Origin of the sequence: Paenibacillus sp. SAFN-117 (genome assembly GCF_051966115.1) — a bacterium.
In the GTDB taxonomy this organism is placed as follows: Bacteria; Bacillota; Bacilli; order Paenibacillales; family NBRC-103111; genus Paenibacillus_L; species Paenibacillus_L residui.
The window spans coordinates 127,093-148,465 of record NZ_JBQCLK010000011.1 but is presented as its reverse complement, the minus strand read 5'-3'; the positions used below and the strand labels follow the sequence as shown (position 1 = coordinate 148,465).

The following is a 21,373-nucleotide window of genomic DNA, read 5'->3' as shown; positions in this document are numbered from 1 at the left end:
ACGCGCCCGTCCTAAGGACGGCGATAGCCGTTTATCCTTGTCCCATATCCTCAAAGTTTGCTGCGTAACGCCAATCAACTTCGAAAAGTCGCCAATTCCGTACAGCTTTATTACATCACCTCTATATCATTTGGTATAGAGTATACTAAAGGTTTATAGATATTGAGTAGCGTATGTTCCCTCCTCCAGCCGTTAACGGCAATCTATAATAACGTGATGCGTACATAATGGGAACGTACATTCCCCTTTCATGAAATTGTAGCATAGTTTTGTGCGAAACGGCAATGAAATAAAACCGGTAAACAATGCCAGCAGGCCGGTTAAACTGCCGAGATGATACTCAATACATAATAAACGAGGGGAAGGGTACCCAGAGACAGTAATGCGGTCAGGCAGACGGTCATCGAAGCGAAACGCTCGTCTCTGCCGTATTGCCGGGCATAGAGGGATATGGTCGGAGCGGAGGGCATGGCTGACAACAGGACAGCGGCTGCCAGCACTTCGGCCCGAATCGGCAGCACAACAGCGGGAATGAGAAGGAGGGGGACAATCAGCAAGCGGGCTGTGGCGGCGATAAGCAGGTCCTTGTTCCCGAAATACTCACGCATCTCTTTCAGAGACATGTTCGCGACCATACTGCCGACCAGCAGCATGGACAGGGGAGTTGTCGAGGAGCCTATCGTCCAAAGCATATCGTGGATGATTCCCGGGAGGTTAAACGGAAGCAGGAAAATAAGAACCCCTGCGGCTGTGGAAACAATTCCGGGATTCAGCAGAAATTGTTTTCGGTTTGATTGGGGAGGCCGTCCGGCCACCAGATAGATGGCGTAGGTCCAGATTAGCAGAAGGTAGGGAATATTAAAAACGGCGGCATAGATTACTCCATTATCGGGCAGAACAGTCAGGCAAACAGCCAGCCCCAGGAAGCCTTGATTTCCAAATATGACGGCCCCTTGAAAGACGCCGCTGCGTACAGGAAGCAATTTTCTCCAACGGGCTAATAGATAGGCCAGCCATGCCGCCGCTCCCAGGACTGAACAAGAAAGCAGCAGCAGCCAGCCAAAATCCCCGAATAGTTCTGCCGAATATGGCAAGTCCAAAGAAACGATGATCAGGGAAGGGAGGGTGATCTGAAGCAGCAGCCGGACCACTGCCAGATCGACAGAATCGTTGATGATTCCCTTCCGTTTGGCGGCATAGCCTACAGCCGCAATTAAGTAAAGCATGGCCAATGACTCCCAGAACCCGCTCATACTCCCGACCTCCCGATGCTCCAGCATATGTCGGGGGCGGCTGGCAGGTGTCTGGTGCAGCCGGTTTATTCATTCCGGTCGGTCGTTTCTTCCGCGGCTTCTTCCTCCTGCCCATCATTGTTGTCCATGTCTTCGGATTCGGGGGCTTCCTTAAGGAGAAGAGCTTTAAGCAGCCATTCCTGCTTCAACTCGGCCCCTCCCTGTAAGGCGGGGAGAGGGGAAGTCCACGGCTCGTCCCAATTGCTCGAGAAAGCTTTCAGAATATGGAGCAGAGCCGCTCCCCATTCGTCTATCTCGTTAATAATCGGGGCAACCCGAGGATAGTAGTGAAGATAGGTTTCCCTCATGATCGATTCCGCAGCGGCCACAATATTAGGGTTCATTTGAGCTTCAATCTTCTGCCTCTGCTCCTTGGTGAGCTCTCTCGTTTCCGCGGCTCCCCCCTCCTGGGTTTCGATAAGGCCGTGATTTTCACCCCACCATAGAATAACCCATTCGATCAGAGACTCATAAGGCTTGGGCAGGTTCAAGTCTAATTTGGGCTCCGGCTTCTGGAGATTAACGACGAAGGAATCGCCGAATTTGATCAATTTGACATTTCCGGTCGTACCGTGCCAATGAAGGGCGATCAAGGCCCGGGTCTTCGTTTTGTTAGAGGCTGCTTCACTGCGGCATACCCGTCTCAGCATCTTCTCGGCCCGCAAACCTGGAAAGTAGGTTAGCATACGGACGCCCAATTCCATAGACTTGGGCTGATTCATCAACGGTTCTATCAGGTCGTAAATCTCATCCGGTTTCTTCTCCATGATCCAGTCCAAATAAATTTTATGGTCCGCGATCTCGGCTACGGTAGGGGGCTTGGGCTGCTCTTCCTTCGTACCCTTGGATTCATTCTTGGCGATCATTTCCTCCAGGTCGGAGATCATATGCATAAGCATCTCGCGGTCCTTCTCTTCCGCCTTCTCGGAATAAAGCTGCAGCCATTCGGCCAGTGCATACGGATTATGCCTGTAGGCGCTGAGAGCGGAGCCAATCAGCTCCTTCACAAACGGCAGGTCCCGCTTGACGTATCGGGCCAACAAAACTTGCTGCTCGGCCGTTTCCTTCATAATTCCCAGTCCAAATATGAGACTCACCCATGATTGGTAATGTCCGGGATCAAGCAGTATCGTCCGGTAGAACAAATTAGATGCCGCACCCAGTGCACCGCGGCCTATATAGTCCACAGCCAGATTAAAATGAAAGCTGATCGGATTTTCTCCCATGATTAAATTCCCTCCATCAACGAATAAACTGTGCAAGTCTACTTTACCAGATGAACCTTAATAACAAAAGTAAAATAACCTCCCACCGTCGGAGACCGTCACCCAAATAACAGAAACGGATGCTCTTCGGATCTGCAAATCTCACACTCCGAACAGGGGCAAGAAGATATAAAAACAAGCGGCCGCTGCGACCTATCCGATGTCGTACAGGAGCCTTTGGCACACGTTACCCCAATTTTGGATCATGACAGTAACGGAATTTGCGAAAATTTTACAAAAATATGAATGGGCAATGTGTTTCGCTGCATATGATTTGGGGTAACTTCTTATTGGAAGTATAACTCCTATAAAGGCGGTGTTAAAAATGACGTGGTTATGGATACTGCTAATTGTGGCCATTATCGCTGTAGTCATTTGGAAATCGCGGACCGGATGGACAACGGTATTTGTTGGAACCGGTGCACAGATGGAGGATGCGGAGTACAAGTACAATTTGCTCAAGGAACAAGGAATACGCTGCAAACTGAGATCAACGGATCCGCAAGGAGCCGCAGTCGGGATGGCCGGACCGGCAGGGCCGTCAAGTCAGGGACAGTATAAAATATTAGTCCACCCGGACGATGTGGAGAAGGCAAGGGAGCTGCTGCAGCGCAAAGCCGGCGCCATTGTCTGATGTTTTCCACAGGAAACAAGTGTGCCCGCATTTCGTCCACTGGCCGGAATGCGGGCATCTCTATGAAATTCCCAGTTTTACTAATGAAAGCGAATTATTTAGGTAAAATGGTAGATTTATTTAAAAAAATAGTATAAAATAGCAAAAAAAGCAAGTTTTTAGAACAGGACATTGGCATGATCCGACAAACTCGGACATGTTCAAGAGCTTTTCGCTAGAAAAACATGGATTTCTCTATAGCTGATAGAAGGAAATAGTCATTCTGTGACGAAATATGTTAGGAAGGACATGCGGCAGTGACTAATCCTTTGCTATTGAGGTAATTAACTTATGCGAAAAGGTCTTTTACATGACACACTCAACCATCAAGAACGTCAAACGGTCAAGCTGTTTCTGTTCTTATTTTATTTAATCAATATTTCTTATGATGCTTCCTATTATTATCTTCTTCCTATGATTATTAAAGACCCGAAATTCGGATTTGAGAATTATTGGGTCGGATTTGGAGATTATTTCGTCCAGATTGTTCTTCTTGTGATCGCCATTTATCTGCTGCGGCGGAATGAACCGGAGAAGATCAAGTACATATTTTTTATTGCTTACATGTTAAGTGCAGTGATTGGCGAAATCATTATTTTCTCAGACTCTGAAGCAGAGTATACCAGCGGCAATGTCGTAGAGCTCTTTCTGGTCTTGTTCTCTCCAGTATTCATCAACAAGACCTTCTGTTGGGTTGTTTCGGTCGGCACGATTATGAAATATCTTGTCGTCGGGGTTATCCTTGGAAATCCTGAAGTTCTGCTTCCCATTCTGTTGGTTGTCTGTTTAACGGTCATTGCGTTCATTCTGCTCAACCGTTTCGAAGGGTACGTTCAAGCGATCAGGCAATCTTACAATAACCAGTTGGAAGAGATCGTCAAAGGAATTATAGCTGCACTGGAATTGAAGGATCCCTATACCCGAGGACATAGCGAACGGGTTGCCCAGTACGCCAACCTGTTTGCACGCAAGATGGAAATTTTCAGCGAGGAAGAGCTGAAGAGTTATTATTATGCTTGCTTGCTGCACGATGTCGGCAAGGTACATATACGCGATGATATCTTGATGAAGCCGTCCAATCTGACGAATGAGGAATACGAGATTATTAAGAAACATCCCATTGTTGGAGCAGAGGCTGTCAAGAATATAGAGGGCTTGCAGGAGAGTATTGACGTCATCCGGTATCATCACGAGAGATGGGATGGCAAGGGATACCCCGATCGTCTCAAAGGCGAAGAGATTCCGCTGCTGGCACGCATTGCTTCGATTGCGGACGCATTCGACGCGATGACAACCGACCGCTCATATCGGCCGGCCTTATCCTTGGATATGGCTTATCAGAGAATATTGCAAGGTAAAGGCTCTCAATTCGATCCGGGACTTATCGATATATTCGTTGAGGTTTATCCTTCGTGGGCGTCTCATTACTACGCCCAGACGAAGATGAACATAAAGTAAGCCTTCTTATGTATAGGCTTCCAATAGGAACCATTTCGAGGAGGTGAAGCAAAGTGAAAATCCGTAAGCTTTCCAGAATCAAGTTGACTTGTTGGTGGTGCGGTTGGAGAAGATAAGGGATCATTGTGAAAAAGGATGCTTCTGTTGCAGCGGCATCCTTTTTCTAATTCATAGAGGATAAGGTTTCAGGGGAAAGGAGCGGGAGCATGGAGCTGACTCCGGATAGCCGGATGAAACTACGGGCGATCACCATTCATGAAAAACGCAAAAATTATACCGTGGAGGAGCCGGAAAGCGGGGATTTCTACGAGATGCCCGTTGTCTGTGTAGAGGCTATACAACTATTGGGAGAAAATAGGGCGCTGGGAGACATAGAACAGCTGCTGCAGAGCAAATATCCTTCCGAGGAAGTGGATATGATCGCCTTTGCCAATCAGTTGCTGGAGCTCGGGCTGGTTCAAGAGGTGGATGGCCGGCAGATTGAATCAAGCCGCAGGATTGATGATACGGGTCAACGGTTAATGATTTCCGACAAGGTGGGGAAGCTTTTTTTTAACCCGTTCTCGCTTGCCCTATATGCTGTGCTGTTCGTAGCCGTTATCGCGATATTCGTGATTCGGCCCGATTTGTTCCCCCACTACAGAGATTTTTTCGTCAGTGATTGGATGCTGGTGAACTCCGTTGTATGGCTTGTCATGTCTTTACTGGTCGTGTTATTCCATGAACTTGGGCATTTTCTCGCGGTAAGGGCGGAAGGGCTGAGTTCCCGACTTGGAGTAGGGCATCGCTTGTTTCTCGTCGTCTTTGAAACCGACATGAATGCGGTTTGGAGGCTGCCTGCCCGCAGGAGATATGTCCCTTACTTGGGCGGGATATGCTTCGATACCGTGTTATTGTTTGCCGCTCTAATGGTTCGCCTGCTGTCGGGAGACAGCTTGCAATGGCTTTCTGCCGTCATGGGCACCGTGGCGTTCTACATTTTCATTACTATCGTATATCAGTGCCTGTTCTTCATGAAGACGGACTTGTATTATGTCATTGAGAATGCATTAGGCACCTATAATTTAATGGAGAACAGCCGCGCATGGCTAAGCCGTTACCTTCCTTTCCTGAAGGAGGACAAGTCGGTCGTTTACGGAGACGAGGAGAAGGTGGTGAAGGGCTATGCCTGCTTCTATGTTGCCGGATTAGCCGTTAGCCTTCTTCTGTTTGCCGTCTATTTTTTCCCGCAATTCATTTTTGCTTTTGCACTAAGCTTGCCCAAGTTGGGCGAACCGTTCACCAGCGCCGCATTTTGGGATGGAGTATTCTTCATGGCCGAGGCCGGCCTGATGGGCGGGCTGCTGCTCTTCTCCTGGATACGCAAGTACGCCCCTCTGCAGCGATCCGGTTAGAAACGGGTGAAATAGGGTATTACAAAGTATAGAAAAAATAAACAAATCATAATACCTTAGCAGAGGAGGATGAGCAATGGCCAGAAGAATCCAGGCGTATTTCAGAACAGAGGACGACGCGGAGAGTGCAAGAACGAAGCTGCAAACCTATTCCGTCTCCGAAATGGAAATCGGAGAGCTTCCGGAAGGGAGGGAGAATAGTGCGCGATTGCTTGCCCCATTCGCACTAGGCGCAGGAACGACAGACGGCACGGTTATGGGGTCGGGAGCCGGAGTATCCGGTGCTGATCGAGGGATTGGCGCGGCCATCGTCTGGAAGGAATTGGGCCGGAATAACGAGATAGATTCAACTGCGGAAGCTAACGGCACAGATGAAAATTCCTTGGAAGGTTACAAATATGTCCTCTCCTGTCTGGCGGCGGAGGAGGATTATGATGAGGTTATCGATGTGATTCGGCGAAATGAGGGCGCAGTAGAGATAATGGAGTAAGAGTGCCTATCTGCCGGAGTGAGTACGTATATCCGTAGAGCCATTGTCCGGCAGAGAAGAAGGAATGACGTCAGCGAAGAAGGCATCCGGGGATGCCTTCTTTTTGCGTATAAGTTTCACCTTATCGGTAAACGCGACTCTCCAAAGGCGGCGATAGCCGTTTATCCTTGGAGGGATTATTCAGCTGTTTCCGTACGATGATCATCGGCAACTTTATTAAACAGTGTAAATGCATAGATCGCTGCAATCCCTACAATCACGTAAATGATTCTGGATAAGACGCTATCCATGCCGCCGAAGATTCCCCCAACCAGGTCCCATTGGAAAAGTCCGAAAAGCAGCCAGTTCAACCCTCCGACGATCAGCAAAATTAAGGACAATATATTTAATGTTCTCATGGTCAGACCTCCATTTCATTGATATGTCCGGAAATAGTTAGATGGATCTATACTTATATTGGTAATGATTTTGTTTTTTTATACATGAAAGGAAATTTAATGAACTTTGGTAAAAAACAGTTATACTCAAATATTCCGGCTTAATTAGCGGGCAGGTATGCTAGAATAATAAATCTCTCTGTAGGGAGCATTTCAATTTTGAAACGCAAATATAACTATAAGATCAAGAGGATGCCTGAATTCGATGTCCGAAGGCATAAGTTTATTGCGTGCTGAATAACTTCAAATTCTATTGGCGATAAAAACATCCTTTAAACGCGGTCGCTCATCCATGAAATACTCCAATAAGTTTTTCTCATACGCTAGATTAAAGGAACATATGTTTGTTATAATGAAATTCTAACAGACTTTTTTATGCAAAAGGCCCGGAATCAGGGTTGTTTGGGACTCCGGGGAAATTCGCCTGTCTATTTATGATATGAGGTGAGGGAATGTCGTTCGTTATTAAATTGCAATGGTTTTTTAAGCAGCAATGGATGAAGTATGTGACGGCTATCTCTTTAATGGCTTTAATCAGCCTGGGAAGTATGATTCCGCCTAGACTGGTCGGCCAGCTGATTGACTCGATCCGTGTCTCGTCATTAACCCGCGAGGGGCTCGTCACCATGGTCGGCCTACTGCTGGGGCTGGCCGTTATTACCTATGTGGTCAATTATATTTGGATGACCACCTTGTTCGGCAATTCGATTCTGTTGGAGAAGACGATGCGCAGCCGATTGATGAGGCATTGGACACGAATGACCCCATCCTTCTTCCAGCGCAACCGGACGGGAGATTTGATGGCGCTGGCAACGAACGATGTCTTGGCCGTCAGCCAAACAGCGGGCTTCGGTGTCCTTACTCTGGTTAATACCGTTGTGGGAATAACGGTAGTCCTGGGAACGATGATCCTTTTTACCAGCTATAAGCTTATGCTGGCAGCACTTATTCCGATGCCGTTCCTGGCGTTTGCGATCAGTCGGCTGGGGAAGGCTATGAGGAAGCGGTTTCTTGCCTCGCAGGAAGCTTTCGGAAGGATGAACGATCAAGCGCTTGAATCGATTTCGGGTATGAGGGTTATCCGTTCCTATGTGCAGGAGACGCATGATGCCGCCTCCTTCCACCAGGTTACGACAGACGTTATGAACAAGAACCGCAAGGTCGCTTTCATTGGCGCCATGTTCCAGCCGGTCATTTCGACCATTGTCGGGATCAGCTATTCGATTGGGATCGGTTATGGCTCCTATCTTGTTTTTCACGGAGAGCTGTCACTGGGGCAGCTGGTGACGTTCAATATTTATTTGGGGCAGCTTGTCTGGCCGATGATTGCGTTCGGTGAGTTCATTAACATTCTTCAGCGCGGCAATGCTTCCGTAGACCGTCTGGAAGCCTCCCTCGGGCAGAAAGCCGATGTCCGCGAACCGGATCAGCCGCTTGAAGTTGCGCAGCCTCTCGGTTTGGAGATTCGGGGTCTGACCTTTCGTTATCCGGACTCGAATGCCGACAGTCTGAAAGGGATATCCCTTCGGGTGGAACGGGGAGCGACGCTGGGTGTGGTAGGCCGTACAGGAAGCGGCAAGAGCACCTTGCTGAAGCAGCTGCTTCGCCTTTATCCCGTGGATCCGCATAAGGTATTCATCTCCGGGGTGCCCATAGAACAAATATCGATAGAGCGGATTCGCAGCTGGATCGGTTATGTGCCGCAAGAGCATATGCTGCTTTCCAAGACGATAGCGGAAAATATTGCGTTGGGCAAGACGGAGGCGACGGAGGAGGAAATTCGCAGAGCCGTTGAGATGGCCTCATTCGCGGGCGATGTGGAACAGATGAAGGACGGGCTCCAAACCATTGTAGGAGAGAACGGGGTTATGCTCTCAGGAGGACAGAAGCAGCGGTTGGCGATTGCCAGGGCTCTGCTTGTAAATCCGGAAATTCTGCTCTTGGATGATTCCTTGTCGGCTGTCGACGCCAGGACGGAAAGCGCTATTCTTAACAATCTGCGCAGGGAAAGAGCAGGCAAAACGACCTGGATCTCCACCCATCGCCTTTCGGCCGTTAGCCATGCCAATTGGATTATTGTTCTGGAGGAAGGGCGTATTGTGGAGGAAGGAACACATGAACAGCTCATGAATCTGGGGGGCTGGTATAGACAGCAGTACGACAAGCAGCAGTTGGAAGCCAGTTTGATGGGGGAAGGGAGAGAGGCAGATGGCGAATAAACCGAAGCCGGCTTTGGCCAGGCGGCTATTCCGGTATGCCCTTCTTTACAAGAAAACCATTCTGTTCGCTTTATTGATTCTGTTTGCGGCCACGGCGGCGCAATTAGCAGGGCCCTACATTGCCAAGGTTATAATCGACCAGCACATTCAGGGGATTGAGAAGCCTTGGTATGCGGCAGATCCCGCCACGGTTCCGGAAGGAGTCCAGGTTGTCCAATACCAGGATCGTTCCTTCGTGCGGAGCGATTGGCTTGAGAACGGGCAAGAAATTCCGCAGCAATGGGAGAAAGCCAGCATATCGGCCATAGGGGCTTCCTTCTATCTCATCGTCGGGGACATTCCGCCGGGTGCCGCGTGGAGTCCGGTATCCGATGATCGCGTCGAGGTGGTTAGCGACGGTCAGACACAGTCTTATCCCGCCGCGAAGCTAACGAAGGAGGAAATTATACAATTCTACAGCTACGACTTCAAACCGGTTCTATGGCTGATCGGTCTGTATGTTATCCTGCTGCTGGCTTCGAGCGGCTTTACCTTTATCCAGTCCTATCTGCTGCAATCGGCCGCTCTTGGCATTATCCAAAAAATGCGCACCGATGTCATGAATCATATCCAGCGGATTCCTATTCGTTATTTTGATAATACTCCTATCGGTGCCGTCGTATCTCGGATAGCCAACGACACGGAAGCGATTAAGGAATTGTTCATGAGCTTCATGGCAACGTTCGTTGTCAGCGGCGTCAATATGATTGGAATTATTGTGGCTCTCTTCATTCTGGATATGAAGCTCGCTCTGCTTACGCTGCTGCTTATCCCGGTCTTTGTCGTCATCATGGTTGTTCATCTGCGCTTCTCCAAGATTTACGTAACGATCATGCGGGCGCGGTTAAGCGATATGAACGCCAAGCTGAACGAATCGATTCATGTGATGCCGATCATTCAGGCCTTTCGCCGGGAGAAGAAGACCATTGAAGAGTTTGAGGTACTGAATGAGGACCGCTACGTCAATCAGAAGAAGCAGTTCCGGGTATTCTCTTTGTCGTCCAGAAATGCCGTCAGCCTGATCATCGGTTTGGTTACAGCCGGAGTGATCTGGAAGTTTGGAGGCGATTCGCTGCAGGCTGCTATTTCATTCGGGGTGCTGTACGCCTTCATCGATTACTTGAGCCGCTTCGCCCAGCCGATTATCGGTATCTTCGATCAATTGCTCAACGCCCAACGCGCCTTCGTCTCCGCCGAACGGGTATTTCACCTGATGGACCAGCCGGCCGAGAATGAAATTGTAGAAACGAGTAAAGAGACCGTCAAGAGGCCGGAAGGCCATGTGGAGTTTGATCGCGTGTCCTTCGCATACACCGGAGAGGAATATGTGCTCAAAGAGATTTCGTTCGAAGCGAAGAAAGGCGAGACGGTCGCTCTAGTTGGACATACCGGCTCGGGTAAGAGCTCGATCATGAACCTTCTGCTCGGTTTCTACGAGGTGAATTCGGGGTCGATTCGGATTGACGGCCGGGAAATTAGCGAGTACTCGAAGCAGGAATTGCGTAAGCATATGGGAATTGTGCTGCAGGACCCGTTCTTGTTCACCGGCGATATTAAATTCAATGTGAGCTTATATGACTCTTCGATCGGGCCGGAGCAGGTGAAGCAGGCTCTAAAGGATGTCGGGGCGGCCCCCTTCATCGAGCAGCTTCCGCAAGCCTATGACACACCTGTTGTAGAGCGGGGAAGCACTTTGTCGGCCGGTCAGCGGCAGTTGATCTCGTTCGCGCGGGCTCTCGCTTATAATCCGGCTATCCTCATTTTGGATGAGGCCACCGCAAGCATTGACAGCGAAACGGAAGGGCTGATTCAGCAAGCGCTCAAGGTATTGAGCGAAGGAAGAACGACCTTCATCATCGCTCACCGGTTGTCTACGATCAAGGATGCCGATCAGATACTGGTCCTGCACCGCGGAGAAATAGTCGAACGCGGTACACACGACGAACTGATGAGTAAGCAGGGGCGCTATTACCGAATGTATCAGCTGCAAACCGGCGAGACGGGAACGGCCCGCTCCGGTTCACTTACTTCCGTTCAAGCACAGGGAATTTAACGGCTTTATGGAATTATGAAAGAGATCCTAATAGTCTTGCATAATAGATAATTTTTATGTTCGTCCAATTTAATCAAGCTCCTTTTACACGCGCCCGCAAGGGCGCGTGTTTTTTCGTTGTAGACGAACTGCCCAAAACGGTTTGCGAGAAATACTTGTCGTGGCTTTCTCCGTCTGACGTAGGGGAGAGCTTTGTTTATGTTTGGAAATGTCCATAAGAGCAGAATCGGTTAACCATTTGCTAATTTAGGCTAAAGCCACTCCTTATTTTATCCATTACTATTTGAAGCATAACGATATGGATAGAGGAGGATTTTAATGCAGCCATTTAACGGTCTTGGAATGGGGATGGGCAATTTGTCGAGGTTATCGCCGGCGAAGACAAGATCCATCAGCGCGGAGAACTTTACCGGTGACAAAGGAAAGGGAGGTATGGCAACCGAGGGAACCGGAAAGGATTTCGCGCGGGATTTGGGCCAGGGGTGGAAAATTTCCCCGTCCGTACATATTCCGGCTAACACTACATTTACGGTGGCGGAGATCGAAGGGCCGGGCGCTATTCAGCATATTTGGATGACCAGCTTTCCGACGACCTGGAGAACGTGGATTCTTAGAATGTATTGGGACGGTGAAGATAAGCCTTCCGTGGAGGTTCCTCTTGGCGACTTCTTCTGCAATGGGTGGTGCGAGCGCAGCAACGTGATTTCGCTCCCGGTTGCCGTTAATCCGGCTGGAGGCTTCAATTGTTATTGGGAAATGCCGTTTAAAAAGTTGGCCAAAATTACGATGGAGAACCGGTCGAATGAGACGGCGATTTTATTTTACCAAATTGACTATACACTGACCGAAGTACCGGAGGATGCCGGATACTTCCATGCGCAGTGGCGCCGGAGCAATCCTCTGCCTTACAAGGAAGTCCATACGCTGCTGGATGGCGTGCAGGGGCAGGGGCATTATGTAGGAACCTATTTAGCCTGGCAATCCAATAACACCGGCTGGTTCGGGGAAGGGGAAATCAAATTTTACTTGGATGGGGATGAAGAATACCCGACCATTTGTGGAACGGGAACGGAGGATTATTTCGGAGGTGCCTGGAACTGGGAGCAGCCGCAGGGGGAGTACGGCATTTACTCCACGCCGTTCCTTGGAATGCATCAGGTCATCAAGCCGGACGGCCTGTATCGCAGCCAGCAGCGATTCGGCATGTACCGCTGGCATGTGCTCGATCCTATCCGGTTTGAGCAGGATTTGCGGGTAACTATACAGGCGCTGGGCTGGCGCTCCGAAGGAAGATATCTTCCGCTTAAGGATGATATTGCATCCACGGTATTTTGGTATCAGTCGAAACCATTTACGAACTTCCCGCCTCTTCCGGGGAAAGACGAGCTGGAGGTTATTTAACCACATTAGAAAGTTTAAGTTCATTAAAGCATTAAAATAGAACAACTTTCTAATTGGCATAAAAAGCTACCTCTAATACCGGGTTATTCATCTTCGAAGAGTCTTCGTTAGGAGTTTTTTTTATTTCTTGATGCTGAGACGCCATGAAAGTGAATTTAACATTGGAAGGGTGGGATGTGTGATCACGCCATCTTCCTACCCGAGCCGCAAGCGCGCCTGTCGGCGCGCCTTGCGAAACTGAAAGCTTAGCGCGAGTAAGTAGGAGGTTCACTTATGCGACCACTCGCCAAAACTGAAAGTGAAACAAACGATTACGGATGGCACGCGTGTCTCATCCCGAACCTCCTTTTCTTAAGGTCGATCCTATCAATTGCCGGTTCCGCAGGCTTTTCTCCATTCAATTATGCCTTTTAGAGCCGGGAAGGACATGAACAACAAGGGAAGGAGGTGATCATTGACGTTTTCCCGTTTGCTTTGAAAGCGAATACAAAACAAGGAGGTTTTGCAATGCGAATAAAAAAAGGATGGTATTCTGCCGTAGTTTGTTGTTTGGCAATAGTGTTATGGTGGGGAGGCAATCTGCCGGCTTCCGCACAGGAGGGGCCGACTTCAGGACCGATTAACCTCGCTCACGGACGAATTCCCGAGGTGGTGAAACCCGACGCCAATATCATGTATCAAATGAACATCCCGGACTACGGTTCCCCGTTGAATGAATTGTACAAGCTGACGGACGAGATCCCCGCCAATAGGAATGACTGGGGAGATTCCACCTGGTTTAAATTTTACCGGGATTCCAAGCGGGAACTAATCTTTGACCTGGAGCAGCTCAGCACGATTAACGAGCTATCGATAGGCTTCGGGCAAAGAAGCGATGTCGGGATTGCTCCTCCGCTTAATGTCAGATATTATGCTTCCGGCGATGGGGAAAATTACGTCTTTCTGGGCAAGGCGGAAGCCGATGTTCCGCTGTACTTTGAGAATGTGAAGCCGGCCCCTGATAAAGATATTCATCTGAAAAAATACAAGCTTGATAAAGTAGGCACAGAGCCTATGAATATCCAGGCGAGATTTATTAAAATCACCTTCGTGGTCGATGTGAACTGTTGGGCTGACGAAGTCGAGATTTCGGGGTATGAGGGAATTGTGAACGGAGCTCAACCCCCCAAGGCTCAGCCCGATCCGGACAATCCTGAAGTGAACCGCTTTCCGGCTCCGGGATCACAGGAAACCGCCTATATGTCCGATCAATTTCTGTTCCCTACAGGTGCTTATAAAGATCCGGAAATTACTAATTGGACCAAAGAAAAGGTGCTCAGCGTCCTGGGATACCAGGATCTGAAGGGGAATTATACCGATTGGCTGTTCGATGATATTCTTTTTTCGACGGTGGCTGCGATCATCACGCCTTCCGGGTTTGATTCCAACGGCTTCGGCATCTTTGCAACTCAGGCCGATTACCGTTCATACTTGGATTTCGTTTTTCAGGAAGACACCCAGCTCGGAGCCATTAACAAGGCGGCCGGCGAATTAAACGCCCTTCTGGGCACGGATAAAAAAGTAAGAATAAACTTTGCCATTCCGAAATTGACAGCCAGCTCCGATTTTGGAGATCTATACGGAGACGGTCGTCAAGTCAGCCTTAAACCACAGGATTTTGCCGATCAGGTGAGCGATCCCGATAGCGAAGCAGGCAAGATGGAAATGGCGCGGCTCGCACTGGAGAACAAAAAAGCGGCCATTCGCTGGTATATTGACGAAGTCGAGAAAAGGTTTGCACAGGCAGGCTATAACAATCTGACCTTAAACAGCTATTACTGGGTCCCTGAAAAAATATTTGACATGGGAGATTTTGAAGTGATTAGGGGCACGGCAGATTACTTGAAGAGCAAAAATTACTTTTTCACATGGGTGCCCTATCTGCAGTCGCAATCCCCTTATCTGTGGAGAGAGCTTGGTTTCACGGCTGCATCCATTCAGCCCAACTATGCCTTTAACTTTTACAAAAAGGGGGTTCTGCCGGCCACGGCCGATATTGCCCGCAAGGTCGGCGCTTCCGTTGAGGTAGAATATAATGATTATCATACTCTGGCCCAATATTTGAACTATGGCATTACAGAAGGGCATATGAAAGATACGTTCAACGTATATTATTTGGCTACGACGCCGATCGTGGACGGGGCCAACGCCTATCTTCCGCTCCAACCGGACAAAGCGGCCGATGCGACATCGATCATTAAGCGGACCGTCTATGATCGAATCTATGAATATGTGAAGGATTCGTATGTTAGAAGGTTTACTATGACGCTTGCAGCAGATCTAAGCCAGCCGAATCGATTGTCGGTTGTGCCGAAGATCACGCTCGCCGATCATTTCACAGAGGGCCATTTTACCGTTATATTTGATCCGGATAAAGTCGATTTTCAATCGTATGAGCTTCCCGCTTCTCTTGTCGATAAAGCACAGGTCACTGTGACAACCGACGTTCCCGGAGAGGTGAGGGTGGCATTTAAAATGAATCGGCCGGAGGATGCGCTCTACAGCGATTTGGCCAAAAAACAAGACCCTGTCTCGAGTGCCATAGAGATGGCCAAGCTGTATTTCAGTGCCAAGGACGGAGTTCCCGGAGAAGAGATCAAACGAGGCTTCCGGAGACATCCGCGAACCGCTGCTGCACAAGCTTCGCAACCGACTTGAGCAAGCGGAACATCATGACAGTAAAGGGCATGGGCCGCAGGCGGTCAAGTCGTTAAATGATTTGGTAAAACACCTGGATATGAATTCTAATCGCAATCAAGTCTCTTCTGATGCTAAAGAAACACTGGATACGGAGGTTCAACAATTGATCAGTCTCTGGTCCGGCTTGACTCCTTAACGTTTGTTATATCGATTACAAATAAAGGCTGGATTACGACAATCGAGACTAGATACAACAAACGAAGATAGCTTGAACTGACATCAGAAACGTACTAGAAGAATCAGCTGAATAGCACGTACTAGGCGCTTTCTCATATGAAGGCGTCTGTTTTTGTTTTTACAAAAGTATCGAAATAATTTTCATAGCCAATTGATGCCCTTGAAGACGTTCTGTTATCGTTTTCTGGGGTAATTGCTTAGGATGTCAGTTCATGTTCTAAATTTGATCAGCATTTGTTTTCATGATGCTTTTGACTATTATCCCATAGACTCAGATTATGAAAAATGCATCCCTTTGTTGCGCATGTTGTTGCAATCATCTTTAGATATGTAACTATGCGCTCGCATTTTTGTGTCATACACGAGCTTATATTATGTTGTCGCATATAAGGTTTTCATTTTTGTTACCGTAACCTAACCCGCAATATTCCTTCCCTCATGCTTTTGATTGTTATCCCCTTAGCTCAGAAATAAGAAAAAACCGGAATTTCATGGATTTGGGGGGATTTTCAATTCGCTAACTGATTTCGTAATATCCTTATACAAGCACGGGCGAGACGATCAAAAATCGGGACGTTCTGCAATTGTAAATTCAGACGAAAACAGAATTCATCCAGGTAATGCTGTAAATACTTCGGTCCGATCCCGTTAAATACTCGATTGGTCCAGGCTCTCGCTTTGCGCAAATAATTCCGCAGGGAAGGAACGCGTTGATAATGGTAGCGCCTTGTCTCGATATCCACGTCTATTGCATCCGGGCTGACATGCTCCTTGATGAAGTGCTCGCCCGCAGACCGATAGATTCTGCCATCCTCTATATCTTCCGGACGAACGGTTTTGATTTTGACCTGCTGAGGTACAGTTCCATTGCCCAAGGAAGCAACGACGAATACAGGCCTCTGTTCGGGATAGAGCCCTAAGACCGATGCAGCGCTGCGGAAAGGGCGATGAAAGGCTGTGCCTCCCTTCACTACACCGGTTAACGGATTAGCGTTATCAGCCTGAGACAAAGCTTGGCGAATCTTGTGAAGGATCGCCCAGGCGGTTTTATAAGTGACCTGCAGGAACGAACTGAGCTGAACGGCATTCGTGCCTTGCTCGGTATTGGCAACGAGATGAAAAGCGAGAAACCATTTGCACAGTGAAGTCCGGCTTCCTTCCATCACTGTACCAGTGATCAGGGAAGTCTGGTGTCGGCAGCTTCGGCACTCATAGAGCGGCAGCCGGCGGGAGCGGATGACATACGCCTGCCTATGCCCACAACGAGGGCAGGAAAAGCCATCCGGCCATTTCGCTTGATAGATGAACTGCATACAGTCCTCCTCGGTTTTAAAGCGATCCTGAAAAGCTTTTTCCTCTTGCCGAAAAGCCTCCTCGTCCCATTTAGAGTACCGATCCATAGACAGATTTAACAATAGATCCTGAATAATCTTCGAATCTACACTTCGACTCACATTCGCTTCTGGCTCTCGGTGCAAATCCGAACGGCAGCCTACCATATTTCCATGCAAAGCTGATTGTAAATTTATATCTATCATTCCACGTAAATTTGAACGGAAGCTTTCATTTGTCTTTACATGTAAATCCGAACCGAAACCCTCTTCATACTTTCCATAATGATCAGAGCCAACATTGCTGGCCAGATTTCGATCCAAACCTGAATTGAAATTCATACGTCGATTTGTATACAAAGCCTCTGAAGCAAATGTCGACACAGCATTCACCCCGAAACAGAACGTTTGTTTGCTATTATTATACAGAATGTATGTTCCTATTTCAAGCTGTATTAAAGAGTGGTGAGAAGTACTGATCGAAAGGGATAACAGTCAAAAGGTGTGGGGAAGAGATACAGGCGCGGCCGCAGAGGAACAGAGTGTAAGGGATGGCAGTCGAAGGATGTGGGAATGGAAGAAACTGATCCAAAGGGATAACAGTCAAAAGGTGTGGGGAAGAGATACCGGCGCGGCCGCAGAGGAACAGAGTGTGAGGGAAGGCATTCGAAGGATGTGGGAATAGAAGAAACTGATCGAAAGGGATAACAGTCAAAAGGTGTAGGGAAGAGATACCGGCGCGGCCGCAGAGGAACAGAGTTTAAGGGACGGCAGTCGAAGGATGTGGGAATAGAAGGAACTGATCGAAAGGGATAACAGTCAAAAGGTGTGGGGCAGAGATACCGGCGCGGCCGCAGAGGAACAGAGTATAGGGGATGTCAGTCGAAGGATGTAGGAATAGAAGGAACTGATCGGGGGATCGTCAGACAATAATTGGAATGCTGGTGAATCCCCTTATGTAAGAGAATTTATTGAATATAAACTATTTTTCATGATCGGACCATACGTTGTCTCAAGTGGATTATATACGGCTGCTTCATTGTTTTTGACTGCGGTAGAAGGACGGGGGAACGCCCTCCAATTGCTTGAAGGCCCGGCTAAATGCATGGATGCTCTGAAAACCGACCTCTTCCGCAATTTCGGTTAGCGGGATGGAGGTGAATTGGATCATTTCCTTCGCTTTCTCTATCCTCACCATCTGATGATATTTGATAGGAGAGCTTCCGAAGGCTTTTTTGAACAGGCGGATAAAGTGGTTATTGCTCAGGTTTGCCATCTCCGCCAGCTTGTCCACGTTCACCTCTTCGTTGAAATGATGGTTCAGAAATTGCTTGACCTTGGTCAATTGCTCCCAGTTGGAGTGGATGTGGCTGTTCTGATTCCAATGGTGTTCTCTCAACAGGAAAATCCAAAGCTGAATGAACAAGCCCTTGACCGACGCCTGACTGAAGGGCAGTCCCATATTGAATTCGCGAATGAGATCGAGCAGCAGCTTCTCGAAAACAAGCGGGTTCCGCAGCCGAAAATGATTCGGTAGATCAAATGGAGGCACGGAACAGTCGTCTTCCCGAAACCAGGCGTGTTCCTGTGGGGACATTTCTTCAATGGGTTTAAAAGAGACTTTGACCTCCGGGCTGTCGGGCCGGTAGAACAAATCAAAATGGATATGGGGTTGACGGAGAGGGATGCTTCCTTTCACGGCAATGGAGTGTCTTTGTCTCGGCTTAAATAGAAAGATATCGCCCGGCTGGCCGTTGTACACCTGATCCAAAACCGTAATGATGGCTTCACCTTCCTTAATATACAGCAGCTCGTAGTCAAAAAGGTCCCTCTCTTTAACTTTCCAGGTTGGAACAATGACGTTATCCAACGCTACCCGGATATAAGGAGATAAGGCGTTCAAATCCATGGAGCAACCCCCGTTTTCGCTGATTAAAAACATTGTAGGGGACAGGCGCCAAATTGGCAATATGCGTTAAATGATTAATATTCCAAGATAAATACCTCTGAATCCGGGGGCGTTATGATGATAGAGAAGGATGATCAGGAGATGTGAATAAATGGTGCGAGGGGAATCGATGCGTGAGAAACCGGTGCTAAGGAATTAATGCGTCGAAAATCGGGTGAAAGAATCAACCTGGCCAAGGGATCAAGAGAAGGGGATTTTTGTAAGTCAAGCTAATTGAAGAATGATGTGAAGAGAGTTGAAGCGTTAGATGTGAGTAAAACGAATGGCAGAGAACGATGTGGAACGAAGGGCGGGAGAAATCGGTGAATGAAAAATTAGAATGGCTGAGGTCCTGGGTTCAGATAAAGAATTTGCCGGATGGTTATGAACTTATAATAAACGGGGAAGAGACAGAAATCGCCGCAGAGGAGGGTAGAACCAAAGCGGCTTCACTGGAGCTCATTCGAAAAGGAGCGGCCATCACCACAGACCGGGCGGGGGTGGAAATGATGTTGGCCGATCCGCAAATGGAATGCATCTGGAAGCCTCATTTGGCGCCGGAGGAGGATTTAGTGATCGGGGACATGGTATTTCGTTCTCCGGCGATTGTTTTTGTCTGCGGAAGCCGGATGTTTGCTCTTATTCCGGATCTTGACGAAATAGAGAGAGAAAGGCGCGTTCCTCATAGGATGGACTATGTGGAGCCCGACCGCACCCTGTATTACGAGCTGGGGTATTATGTAAAAATAGAGCATGTGTATCACCGGAAGATACAGGAACGGTTTAGGCTGGAGCAGGGTCAACGCTTGTTTCGCTTCTATTTGGTGGAATGGGACGGCGTGAACGGAAAACGGAACTTGGCCCCGGTGGCGGACTTTATGTGGGAGAAATTTGCCAAACGACGCATGTTAGCGGAATCCTCCATAGTGTCCGATGATAAAGCCTTGCTGTCCGGAATGGAAAAGTACGCGGAATACACTTATGATTGGGCTTTTAACCGATGGGGGAGCATCGTTTGGCAGCAGTTCAGGCTGAAGGACGAGGAGGTGGGCGGATGTGTATTTATTGTACGTGCGGCCCAGACACCCGGCGGCGGTCTGGAGAATCATTGGCGGGAACGCAAAAGTCTGTGGAACCAGGCTTGGTTCTGCAGTCTGAGAAGCGCCTACGGTTACCGTTTGTGGGGGGAGCACTGGCGATCCTGTGGCGGGCGTTTGCCTTCCTGCGATTTAGTGGCCAAGGCCGCTTTGGCTAAAGCCTTTGCCTTGTCTGCACCTCAGCGGGACGGATTATTTCCCAATGTTTATTCGGCGGATAGTTCGTACCGGTGGGAGAACGGAGAATGGGGCTTCTCCAATCGGAGGCCTCCCGGCCATGAGCATTATGCCCATTTGCTGGATATGTCCTGGACCTGTTATTGGATGCTGAAATGGTATGAGGATCTGGAAAGGGATGAACGGCTCCTTGGCTATACGATTAATTATGTAGAGAGGCTCCTGCGGTTGCAGGCGCCGGACGGAAGCTTCCCGGCCTGGGTTCATATCGATAGCGGAGAACCTTCGCCTTATCTGCTGAACAGCCCGGAGACGTCTATGCATGTCTTGCTGTTAGCCAGGCTCTACAGAATAACCGGCAACAAGATGTACCTGGATTCGGCGGAGAGAGCAATGGCTTTTGTAAAGAGAGAGATTATGCCTTGCGGAAGGTGGGAGGACTTCGAAACGTACTGGTCCTGCTCGGCGGCTTGGGAAGGCAAGCAGCCCGGGGTGAAGGATAAAAGAAGCGGATTATACAATCAATGCACCTTCTCCATCTATTGGACGGCCGAGGCACTGAAGGAGCTGTATTGGGCCACCGAACATCGTCCTTATCTGGAGGACGGGGAAGCCGTGCTGGGAGAGCTTTCCCTGTATCAGGCGGTATGGGAGCCTCCATATATGACGGTCCCCACTCTCGGCGGGTTCGGTGTCATGAATTCCGACGATGAGTGGAATGATGCCCGCCAGAGCTTGTTCGCATTGACTTATTACGATTACTACAAGATCACCGGCAAAGAACAGTACCGGGCGCGAGGATTGTGGGCGATGCGGGCTTCCTTTTACATGATGTATTGCCCTGAGAATGCTGTCGTGAAGAAGCTTTACGAGAACCGTTTCCCTTATTTTGGGGCCAAGGAATACGGGTTCTCGATGGAAAATGTGCACCATGGCCCGGACAGCGAGCATATTGTAGGCGAGTTCACCATCTTCGATTGGGGAAATGGTGCGGCTTGCGCTTCTTTGGCCGAGCTACTGTTCAGAAAATAACGTCCGCAACATTATAGGCAACAAGTGAGCGAAACGGCCATGCAGAGCGGTACCATACGATGGCGTACGATTTGGCAAACGCATAGCCTAACTCTCTCGAATTATCGCAGCAACAGCGGGCCTAGTCGTGGACAAGCCCCGGCACATACGG

General features: G+C 48.8%; 16 protein-coding genes. 10 read left to right on the top strand and 6 right to left on the bottom strand.

Going from position 1 to position 21,373, the window contains the following annotated elements; all coding sequences use genetic code 11:
- From ACTHRH_RS09605 to ACTHRH_RS09595, 3 genes are all read right to left on the bottom strand, one after another.
- Nucleotides 1–96, bottom strand: a 96-nt coding sequence (locus ACTHRH_RS09605) for a MerR family transcriptional regulator (protein WP_440415290.1), incomplete at its 3' end; no start/stop codon positions are given.
- Nucleotides 97–320: 224 nt separating this feature from the next.
- Nucleotides 321–1,253 (bottom strand): AEC family transporter, encoded by a 933-nt coding sequence (locus ACTHRH_RS09600; RefSeq protein WP_186328484.1) that lies wholly within the window; start codon nucleotides 1,251–1,253, stop codon nucleotides 321–323.
- Between the two features lie 65 nt (nucleotides 1,254–1,318).
- On the bottom strand, nucleotides 1,319–2,518 hold the full coding sequence (locus ACTHRH_RS09595) for a hypothetical protein (protein ID WP_379291791.1): 1,200 nt from the start codon (nucleotides 2,516–2,518) through the stop codon (nucleotides 1,319–1,321).
- Nucleotides 2,519–2,882: 364 nt separating this feature from the next.
- On the opposite strand from ACTHRH_RS09595, the gene ACTHRH_RS09590 reads away from it, so the two are divergent.
- From ACTHRH_RS09590 to ACTHRH_RS09575, 4 genes are all read left to right on the top strand, one after another.
- Nucleotides 2,883–3,191, top strand: coding sequence for a hypothetical protein (locus ACTHRH_RS09590; RefSeq protein WP_144940952.1), 309 nt, complete (start codon nucleotides 2,883–2,885; stop codon nucleotides 3,189–3,191).
- A 330-nt stretch (nucleotides 3,192–3,521) separates the two neighbouring features.
- Nucleotides 3,522–4,688: an HD-GYP domain-containing protein gene (locus ACTHRH_RS09585; protein WP_144940955.1), complete on the top strand. Its 1,167-nt coding sequence runs from the start codon at nucleotides 3,522–3,524 to the stop codon at nucleotides 4,686–4,688.
- Nucleotides 4,689–4,894: 206 nt separating this feature from the next.
- Nucleotides 4,895–6,082, top strand: a complete 1,188-nt coding sequence (locus ACTHRH_RS09580; protein ID WP_440415275.1) for a hypothetical protein — start codon at nucleotides 4,895–4,897, stop codon at nucleotides 6,080–6,082.
- Between the two features lie 76 nt (nucleotides 6,083–6,158).
- Nucleotides 6,159–6,572: a hypothetical protein gene (locus tag ACTHRH_RS09575; RefSeq protein WP_440415273.1), complete on the top strand. Its 414-nt coding sequence runs from the start codon at nucleotides 6,159–6,161 to the stop codon at nucleotides 6,570–6,572.
- Between the two features lie 176 nt (nucleotides 6,573–6,748).
- Here ACTHRH_RS09575 and ACTHRH_RS09570 read toward each other — a convergent pair whose 3' ends face one another.
- Nucleotides 6,749–6,970 carry a DUF378 domain-containing protein gene (locus ACTHRH_RS09570; RefSeq protein ID WP_144940963.1) on the bottom strand — a complete coding sequence of 74 codons (222 nt, stop codon included), beginning with the start codon at nucleotides 6,968–6,970 and terminating at the stop codon, nucleotides 6,749–6,751.
- A 491-nt stretch (nucleotides 6,971–7,461) separates the two neighbouring features.
- Here ACTHRH_RS09570 and ACTHRH_RS09565 point away from each other — a divergent pair, with 491 nt between their 5' ends.
- The 5 genes from ACTHRH_RS09565 to ACTHRH_RS09545 all read left to right on the top strand — a co-directional run bounded on the left by ACTHRH_RS09565 (nucleotide 7,462) and on the right by ACTHRH_RS09545 (nucleotide 15,596).
- On the top strand, nucleotides 7,462–9,228 hold the full coding sequence (locus ACTHRH_RS09565) for an ABC transporter ATP-binding protein (protein WP_379291797.1): 1,767 nt from the start codon (nucleotides 7,462–7,464) through the stop codon (nucleotides 9,226–9,228).
- Nucleotides 9,218–11,320 carry an ABC transporter ATP-binding protein gene (locus ACTHRH_RS09560; RefSeq protein ID WP_440415270.1) on the top strand — a complete coding sequence of 701 codons (2,103 nt, stop codon included), beginning with the start codon at nucleotides 9,218–9,220 and terminating at the stop codon, nucleotides 11,318–11,320. Before ACTHRH_RS09565 ends, ACTHRH_RS09560 begins: the two co-directional genes overlap by 11 nt.
- 318 nt (nucleotides 11,321–11,638) lie before the next feature.
- A complete protein-coding gene (locus ACTHRH_RS09555) occupies nucleotides 11,639–12,721 on the top strand; it encodes a glycoside hydrolase family 172 protein (protein ID WP_440415268.1) in 1,083 nt (360 codons plus the stop codon).
- Nucleotides 12,722–13,228: 507 nt separating this feature from the next.
- A complete protein-coding gene (locus ACTHRH_RS09550) occupies nucleotides 13,229–15,418 on the top strand; it encodes a DUF4855 domain-containing protein (protein WP_440415266.1) in 2,190 nt (729 codons plus the stop codon).
- Nucleotides 15,327–15,596: an FIMAH domain-containing protein gene (locus tag ACTHRH_RS09545; RefSeq protein ID WP_440415264.1), complete on the top strand. Its 270-nt coding sequence runs from the start codon at nucleotides 15,327–15,329 to the stop codon at nucleotides 15,594–15,596. The genes ACTHRH_RS09550 and ACTHRH_RS09545 overlap by 92 nt, the downstream gene beginning before the upstream one ends.
- A 550-nt stretch (nucleotides 15,597–16,146) precedes the next feature.
- On the opposite strand, the gene ACTHRH_RS09540 is transcribed toward ACTHRH_RS09545, so the two are convergent.
- Both ACTHRH_RS09540 and ACTHRH_RS09535 read right to left on the bottom strand, forming a co-directional pair.
- Nucleotides 16,147–17,037: an IS1595 family transposase gene (locus ACTHRH_RS09540; protein ID WP_440415288.1), complete on the bottom strand. Its 891-nt coding sequence runs from the start codon at nucleotides 17,035–17,037 to the stop codon at nucleotides 16,147–16,149.
- A gap of 967 nt (nucleotides 17,038–18,004) precedes the next feature.
- Entirely contained in the window at nucleotides 18,005–18,877 is an 873-nt protein-coding gene (locus tag ACTHRH_RS09535) for an AraC family transcriptional regulator (RefSeq protein ID WP_144940981.1), read from the bottom strand.
- Nucleotides 18,878–19,239: 362 nt separating this feature from the next.
- Here ACTHRH_RS09535 and ACTHRH_RS09530 point away from each other — a divergent pair, with 362 nt between their 5' ends.
- Nucleotides 19,240–21,222 (top strand): hypothetical protein, encoded by a 1,983-nt coding sequence (locus ACTHRH_RS09530; protein ID WP_144940984.1) that lies wholly within the window; start codon nucleotides 19,240–19,242, stop codon nucleotides 21,220–21,222.
- Nucleotides 21,223–21,373: the final 151 nt, after the last annotated feature.

What these genes read in the sequence shown, in the direction of transcription:
- ACTHRH_RS09540 (WP_440415288.1), bottom strand. Translation starts at nt 17,037, where the DNA reads ATGGATCGGTACTCTAAATGGGACGAGGAGGCTTTTCGGCAAGAGGAA.
- ACTHRH_RS09560 (WP_440415270.1), top strand. Translation starts at nt 9,218, where the DNA reads ATGGCGAATAAACCGAAGCCGGCTTTGGCCAGGCGGCTATTCCGGTAT.
- ACTHRH_RS09550 (WP_440415266.1), top strand. Translation starts at nt 13,229, where the DNA reads ATGCGAATAAAAAAAGGATGGTATTCTGCCGTAGTTTGTTGTTTGGCA.
- ACTHRH_RS09600 (WP_186328484.1), bottom strand. Translation starts at nt 1,253, where the DNA reads ATGAGCGGGTTCTGGGAGTCATTGGCCATGCTTTACTTAATTGCGGCT.
- ACTHRH_RS09570 (WP_144940963.1), bottom strand. Translation starts at nt 6,970, where the DNA reads ATGAGAACATTAAATATATTGTCCTTAATTTTGCTGATCGTCGGAGGG.
- ACTHRH_RS09555 (WP_440415268.1), top strand. Translation starts at nt 11,639, where the DNA reads ATGCAGCCATTTAACGGTCTTGGAATGGGGATGGGCAATTTGTCGAGG.
- ACTHRH_RS09590 (WP_144940952.1), top strand. Translation starts at nt 2,883, where the DNA reads ATGACGTGGTTATGGATACTGCTAATTGTGGCCATTATCGCTGTAGTC.
- ACTHRH_RS09585 (WP_144940955.1), top strand. Translation starts at nt 3,522, where the DNA reads ATGCGAAAAGGTCTTTTACATGACACACTCAACCATCAAGAACGTCAA.
- ACTHRH_RS09565 (WP_379291797.1), top strand. Translation starts at nt 7,462, where the DNA reads ATGTCGTTCGTTATTAAATTGCAATGGTTTTTTAAGCAGCAATGGATG.
- ACTHRH_RS09580 (WP_440415275.1), top strand. Translation starts at nt 4,895, where the DNA reads ATGGAGCTGACTCCGGATAGCCGGATGAAACTACGGGCGATCACCATT.
- ACTHRH_RS09535 (WP_144940981.1), bottom strand. Translation starts at nt 18,877, where the DNA reads ATGGATTTGAACGCCTTATCTCCTTATATCCGGGTAGCGTTGGATAAC.
- ACTHRH_RS09595 (WP_379291791.1), bottom strand. Translation starts at nt 2,518, where the DNA reads ATGGGAGAAAATCCGATCAGCTTTCATTTTAATCTGGCTGTGGACTAT.
- ACTHRH_RS09575 (WP_440415273.1), top strand. Translation starts at nt 6,159, where the DNA reads ATGGCCAGAAGAATCCAGGCGTATTTCAGAACAGAGGACGACGCGGAG.